We start from the raw sequence: 7,240 nt of genomic DNA on the forward strand, positions 1-7,240 counted from the left end.
CATGGAAGTCTTGAAAGTAAATTTTAGTTTTATATTAACCTATTACTCTGTCTTCACATATTAACATATCTTAACTTCTTATTTGAATTATTTACTTTTTTTTCTTAACTTAATCAACATCTTATCTAAAACTTGTAATAATATTTCATCCTTAATTATAAGTAGTATTGAAAAATAAATAGCTACACATAATGTCATTGTGATTAGAATTATATATATGGTAGAACTAGTAATCATCTTTACACCATAAGATATTGGTATAAATATTAAAGAGATAAATAAATACTTCATCTTTTTAATATCTATTAGATCAAAATCTACCTTTAATCCTATCCTCACATATGCATATTCAGTTATTACAAGCATATAATTTACAATAGTTGTACTTAATATAGCTGTAAATGGACTTAAGAATCCACTATAAGCTAATATTAACTTCATGGCTAGGTTTACTAACCCCCATGAAAGGATCATTTTTAAAAGAATTCTCTCCTTACGTTTAACATAAATAATCTGATTAGCTATAACAGCATCAAAAGCTAAAGATATCATGTATATGGAGAACATCTTAAGCACTGGTACTGACGCCAAATATGATTCCTTAGTATAAAGGAGTATTATCTCTCTAGATAATACAAATATCCCCACTGCAGCAGGGAATAAGAAAACACTTAAACTCATAGTTGCCTTATTTAAAAGCTTTAAGTATTTTTCCTCATCCTCTGAGGCTAGTATATTAGACAATCTTGGTATTGTCACATAAACTATGGACATTATAAAAGCATATATCATATATACTATGTTTTGAGCTGGTGCATAGAAAGCCGTATAGGTTTCCCCTAGATAACTTCCTATAAATAGCCTGTCCAATTGAGTATATAAAACATTGGCATTTGACATAATCAGTGCCATTATTAAATACTTTATATGTTTTTTAAATGTTAGTCCCTTTAAAGTAAATCCTATATCTTTTGATATAAATATAAAGCTTATTATATTATTTAAGAATATGGACCCACTTAAAAGTCCTGCATATATTAAATAATCTTCTGGATTCTTTATAAATCCTAAAAGTAATACTACATAAATAACCTTAACAGCTATGGTCTTAATAGTTATAAAATCATATTTTTCTAGTGCTTCATTAGCCCACTCTACATAAAATATATTTGAGAATATACTAAACATATATATTATGTAAAGAGTCATATTTGAAGTACCTTTAAATCTAAATAGTATAAATGATATGTATACTATAAGCACCAATATGTTAGAAAATAACCCCATTAAAAATAATGAAGAAAATAAACTCTTTAACTTTTCTTTGTTGTCTCTTATTCTACTTATCTCCCTAAGGCCATAATTATATATTCCAAAGGAAGCAAAAATTAAGAAATAAGCATAAATAGCATCAGCAAATACTATTTTTCCCATGCTTTTTTCTCCTAGAACCTTATAAGCATAAGACCCTATTATTAATGGTACTACTATATTGAATAAATTTAAACAGGATTTATATAGAAAATTTTTTATTAAAGACTTCTCTTTCATAATCATAAGCTCCTTAATTTAGCTTATTAATAAAAGTTTCTAGAGCCTTTTCCCATGGTCTCATATGATTTCCAATAGTACATCTTAACATCATATTATCAAGGGATGAAAAGGCTGGTCTTTTTGCAGCTCTATCTAATTTATCTGATGTTATTGGCTCAACTGTGCAGTCAATCTCACTGAATTTAACTATTGCCTTTGCAAAGTCATACCAAGAACATTCCCCTTCTCCTGTGCAATTATAAACTCCATATTCTTCTGTTTCCATAAGCTTTATAATATGGTAAGCTAAATCCTCCGCGTTAGTTGGATTTCCTCTTTGATCATCTACTACTGTAAGGTGTCCTCTTTCCTTAGCGGCCTTTATAATAGTTTTTACAAAGTTCTTTCCATCATATCCATATACCCAAGAAGTTCTAACAACAAAATATCTACTGCAAAACTCTCTTACATAATCTTCTCCTAAAAGCTTAGTTTTTCCATAAGCACTTATAGGATTTGTTATATCACATTCCTTATATGGGGAGGATCCATCTCCCTTAAATACATAATCAGTGGAGATATGAATAAGCTTAGCTCCTATTTCTTCACAACCAATAGCTAGATTTCTAGGTCCTAAGGCATTTACCTTAAAAGCTCCATCATAATCTGTTTCACATCCATCTACATTAGTATAGGCAGCACAGTTTATAACTATCTGTGGTTTTTCATTTTTTATAACCTCTTTAACCTTATTTAAATGAGTTATATCTAATTCCTCTGATCCACATGCTATAACTTCAACATTCTTAGCTAAGTTTGATATCTCTCCTATTTCACATATCCCTGTGCTTAATATATTAGTTATGGCACTTCCAAGTTGACCCTTTGCTCCAGTAATAAGTATTTTCATAGATATCCTCCTAATCTAATTAAAACTCTATTTTACTTTCCCTTAATGTAGACGCATTTTTATCTTTTTCAGATAATAATATTTCTTCAATCCCCTCTAAAGGCCATTCTATTCCCATCTCTTCATCATTCCATAAAAGTCCACCTTCAAACTCTGGATGGTAGAAGTCTGTGCATTTATATACAAATTCTGCTTCTTCGGATGTAACTAAGAATCCATGAGCAAAACCTTCTGGCACATAAAATTGTCTCTTATTCTCTTCACTTAAAAGAACTCCATGCCATTTTCCATAAGTCTTAGAATCTTTTCTTAAATCTATAGCTACATCAAAAACTTCTCCTTTTATAACTCTAACAAGCTTTCCTTGAGGATGTTTAGTTTGAAAATGCATTCCTCTTAGAACTCCCTTTTTAGACTTTGAATGATTATCTTGAACAAATACCATATCAAGACCTGCTTCTTTAAAAGAATTATAATTATAAGTTTCCATAAAGAACCCTCTATGATCTCCAAAAATCTTTTGTTCTATAACATAAAGTCCCTCTATCCCTGTTTCTATAAATTTAAAATTCCCCATTTTTTATATCTCCTCTAACTCAAAATAATTATTATTTTCTACATAAAGTAAACTCATAGCAAGTACTATCCAGTAAGGGAAGTAACCAAAGGTATCTGAGTTAAATCCACTCATCATAACTCCTGCTATAAGGGTTATAATTACTATTCCAGTTACATCAAATCTGTTTTTTATAAACTTTATAAAGCATTGTATAGTTAGGCTTATCCAAATTCCAAGCCATAATATAAGTCCCACTACTCCAAACTCTGCTAACACTCTAAAATGCACTGAGAAAGCAGGAGGCCATGGTGTAGTTTGTGGATCTATCCACATTTTAACTTCATCTGATCTTTTAGTATCCTCATCTACGTAGTTTTTTACATTAAAACCATATTGTCCAAGTCCAAAACCTACCACTGGCTTATCCATCCCCATTTTAAATGCAGCCTTCCAAAGTCCTACTCTAGCTACATTGGACATATTATTTTCATCATTTATAGAATTATACACAGCTCCTATGGATACAGAGTCTGCTGTATTTACATCAAATTCCGCTCTTTCTTCACTAGGACGATTATAGAAAAAATTGTTAACTAAAAATCCCATAAGTAAGGCTCCTATTATAACTATAGACATATTTATAATCCCTTGCTTTTTTCTCTTTAATAGAAAAGCATAGGCTAAAAACATAACAAATTGTAACCCTATCATAACATATCCAATTCTAGATTTAGAAAAGAACATAAGCACTAATATATATATACTTAAAGCTAAAAATAAAGGTGTTTTCCCCTTATTCTTAGTAAATAAATAACTAAATAAAAATGGTAGTGCAAAGGTGCTAAACATAGCAAAATAAGATGCTTCTCCTGATATAGACCTAACACCTCTTGGATATAACTCCCCTCTTGTATACATATTTACTACATAGGATATTCCCTTTAAAATAGGATCAAATAGATCTATTCCTATAAGATAAAATATTTCCATAAGAGAGTATATTCCACATATACAAAATGTTATTGTAACAAACTTTCTTATATACGAAACTCCAAGTTTGTTAATTTTCATAATGTAATAAACACAATAGGAGGATAGGATACCAAATCCAAGAACCCCTACCTGTAATACAAATTTTGAAATTCCGCTTCTTCCTTTAAAATTATTACTTAATATACTACTAAAGTTTACTCCTGATGATATTATTATCCAAATTAAAAATCCTATTATAAAATACACACTTATATTTTTAATTCTAATTATACTTTTATTTATAAATAGCATATCTACTGCTACAAATATTATTATAAATATAAAAGCATAGGCAGCACCTTGAGCTCCTAGTTCCCCCATTATGCTTTTCATATAAGGTAAATTCATAAATGGGATAAGAATTATTGCTATGGCTAAAAGTACTTTAAGTATAAAACTTTTCTTATCACTATTATATCCACTACTATAATCATTAAAATTCATTCAGTTATTCCTCCTCTAAAGTAAGTCTTATTCACATATGGATTATATTTATAGATGTTAAATATGTATCTTCTAATATAGAGTTCCCCAAAGTTAAATCTATGATTACCCTATATTACAACCTTATCTGATGGCTATAAGCTTTGACACCCCCATCCACGTGTAAGGTGGGGGATAACAGTTGCTACGCCTCTAGATGAGCTTATCTAACCTTCAAGTGGTTAAAAGAATACCACCTGAAGAAGATTAGTTCTATTTAATTATGCATATGAAAAAATAATGGACCAAAGCTAGAATTATCTTTTGTCTTAATAAAGTAAGATAGATTCTATCAACTAAATATGACTCAAAATAGCCAAGCATACTGATTCATTATTTTTTACTATCTCTAATATAAATTAATGCATAAAACATTTATTGTTTAACTACATAATTATAACCCTAAATACCTATACTGGCAACAAAGTTACCTCTTATTGTATCTTCCTAATTTTTCTTAGGACAAGATTTTTAAAGTATAAATACTCTTCTGTCTTCCTAAATAATATAACTAATACTATGTTTATATAAAGAATATTAAAGATACATTTTAGTACAAATCCCATAAGGGTACTACTAAACCCTATAACTCCCATAATGTAATTGGAAGTTAAAAGTAAAATTATAGTTATGGCTATTTCCTTAAAATATCTTATAAAATAATCTAAGGAACTTCTTTTAAAAACTAATCTATAAACAAGCACTGGTCTAAGCCAGAATATAACTGCTACACTACTAAGTATTGTTCCTAGTATAACCCCTGCAATACCAAAATATCTTCCAAGAATAACAGAAGCAACAAAGTTTATTAAGGATTCAACTATAGGTGCAAATCTATCTTGTCTGTATATTCCAGCTGCTTCCTTAAACTTTTCTATGCTTGGTCTCATACTAGTTATAAAGAAACTTACTAGCATTAATATAAGAATATAATCACTTACATATAGTTCTCCAACCCATATATAAATAAAATGATGTATTGTATTATAAATAGATACAGTTACAAAGCTCACTATCCAGAAATTAAAAAAGAATATTTTTTTAAATACATCATAGGTTCTTTCACTATCTGAAGAACTTATAAGATTTCCTATGCTGGCAATTAATCCATCAAAAACCTTCATTATTAATGTTCCGAAAAAGGTTATTATAAGTAAATAGTTACTATAACTTCCTAAGGTATTAAAATCTACAAAGTAAGCCATTAGCATATAATCTGTTCCAAAAACAACAAAACCACCAAGCTTATGTAAGGATAATGCCTTAAGATTCGAATATATACTCTTTTTTACCTTTATGTCCAATATTCCTTTTGTACCAAGTACCTCTTTAAAGGCTTTATTTATAAATCTATTTATAAAGTAATAGTACAAACTATTAAATACTGTTTCTATAATTAAAAAATATGCATAGGATGAGAAAACATAAAGTACTACTATTTGAATAAGATTCTTTAATATCTTAAAAATCCCATCATATTTTGAAATCACATAACTTTGCTGGTTTACATAAAGTAAGGTTAACTTATATGAAAAAAAGTAACTTAAGGATGTATTTATAAGATATATAATGTAATATATCCTAACTGAATCCATAGGAAGCTGCTCTTTTACAAAGAAACCTAGGAATGGAGTAAATACTATTCCACTGAAAAGCATGACTCCCCCTGCTATAGCATACATCTTCTTATATAAATCCATTATTCCTTTAACAAGAGGAATATTATTCTCTGCTATAGGCTTATATAGAGCAAACATTACAGCACTACCTATTCCAAGCTCTGCTAAATTCATAAGACTTAATATGCTTGTAAATAATGAGTTTAGTCCATTTATGTCATTTCCTAATTTTATAATGAAGGCTTTTCTTGTAACAAAGGTTAGTACTGATAATATCACATAAAATATCATATTATACTTAACATTTTTTATAGCTTTTTCTGTTCTCATACTAATTCCTTTCTCTAATTATTACTCTTAATTATGAATAATAAAGTTATTCTATAGTTTATAACTAATTTATAAAAGGCTACTAACATACTATTTTTGTTAGTAGCCTTTTCTTTATTTATAGTATTCTTCTCTACCTCAGATAGATTTATAAAAATAAGATATTAATTAAATCTTATTCTTATACATTTCACTATAATAGTTTTGATAATCTCCTGAAGTTATATTATTCATCCATTCTTTATTATCTAAGTACCACTTTATAGTCTTAACTATTCCTTCTTCAAAGGATGTTTCTGGGTACCATCCAAGATCATTTTTTATCTTAGTTGGGTCTATTCCATATCTTCTATCATGACCCTTTCTATCTTCCACATATTTTATTAGGCTTTCCGTTACTTCCTTATCCACATTTTCATTAATATAATTTATAACAGTCTTAACTATTTCTATATTAGTTCTTTCGTTGTGACCTCCAACATTGTAGACTTCTCCAACTACTCCACTATTTATAACCATGTCTATTGCCTTGCAGTGATCTTCTACATAAAGCCAATCACGTACATTAAGTCCATCACCATAAACAGGTAAGTCCTTATGATTTAGACAGTTATTTATTAGAAGTGGTATAAGTTTTTCTGGGAACTGATATGGTCCATAGTTATTTGAACATCTTGTTATATTAACAGGCATTTTATAAGTATCAAAATATGCCTTAACCATAAGGTCTGCTCCTGCCTTACTTGAAGAATATGGACTATGAGGATCTAATGG

The 7,240-nt window shown here is 28.9% G+C and carries 6 protein-coding genes; all 6 read right to left on the bottom strand.

The window, feature by feature from the left end; all coding sequences use genetic code 11:
- Positions 1 to 87: 87 nt before the first annotated feature.
- The gene (locus tag BR69_RS0103995; protein WP_034849315.1) at positions 88 to 1,551 is read right to left on the bottom strand and encodes an oligosaccharide flippase family protein; all 1,464 of its coding nucleotides are present in this window, start codon (positions 1,549 to 1,551) and stop codon (positions 88 to 90) included.
- Positions 1,552 to 1,564: 13 nt separating this feature from the next.
- Positions 1,565 to 2,443: a dTDP-4-dehydrorhamnose reductase gene (rfbD, locus tag BR69_RS0104000; RefSeq protein ID WP_027632042.1), complete on the bottom strand. Its 879-nt coding sequence runs from the start codon at positions 2,441 to 2,443 to the stop codon at positions 1,565 to 1,567.
- A 19-nt stretch (positions 2,444 to 2,462) separates the two neighbouring features.
- Positions 2,463 to 3,020 carry a dTDP-4-dehydrorhamnose 3,5-epimerase gene (gene rfbC, locus BR69_RS0104005; protein ID WP_027632043.1) on the bottom strand — a complete coding sequence of 186 codons (558 nt, stop codon included), beginning with the start codon at positions 3,018 to 3,020 and terminating at the stop codon, positions 2,463 to 2,465.
- Positions 3,021 to 3,023: 3 nt separating this feature from the next.
- A complete protein-coding gene (locus BR69_RS0104010; protein ID WP_027632044.1) occupies positions 3,024 to 4,478 on the bottom strand; it encodes an O-antigen ligase family protein in 1,455 nt (484 codons plus the stop codon).
- A gap of 473 nt (positions 4,479 to 4,951) precedes the next feature.
- Entirely contained in the window at positions 4,952 to 6,466 is a 1,515-nt protein-coding gene (locus tag BR69_RS0104015; protein WP_027632045.1) for a lipopolysaccharide biosynthesis protein, read from the bottom strand.
- 168 nt (positions 6,467 to 6,634) lie between these two features.
- Positions 6,635 to 7,240, bottom strand: a 606-nt coding sequence (locus BR69_RS19830) for a dTDP-glucose 4,6-dehydratase (RefSeq protein WP_034849317.1), incomplete at its 5' end; no start/stop codon positions are given.

The organism is Clostridium hydrogeniformans DSM 21757 (assembly GCF_000686705.1).
Taxonomy (GTDB): Bacteria; Bacillota; Clostridia; order Clostridiales; family Clostridiaceae; genus Clostridium_Z; species Clostridium_Z hydrogeniformans.

Coding starts and splice junctions, on each gene's coding strand:
- BR69_RS0104010 (WP_027632044.1), bottom strand. CDS start 4,478: ATGAATTTTAATGATTATAGTAGTGGATATAATAGTGATAAGAAAAGT.
- BR69_RS0103995 (WP_034849315.1), bottom strand. CDS start 1,551: ATGAAAGAGAAGTCTTTAATAAAAAATTTTCTATATAAATCCTGTTTA.
- rfbC (WP_027632043.1), bottom strand. CDS start 3,020: ATGGGGAATTTTAAATTTATAGAAACAGGGATAGAGGGACTTTATGTT.
- rfbD (WP_027632042.1), bottom strand. CDS start 2,443: ATGAAAATACTTATTACTGGAGCAAAGGGTCAACTTGGAAGTGCCATA.
- BR69_RS0104015 (WP_027632045.1), bottom strand. CDS start 6,466: ATGAGAACAGAAAAAGCTATAAAAAATGTTAAGTATAATATGATATTT.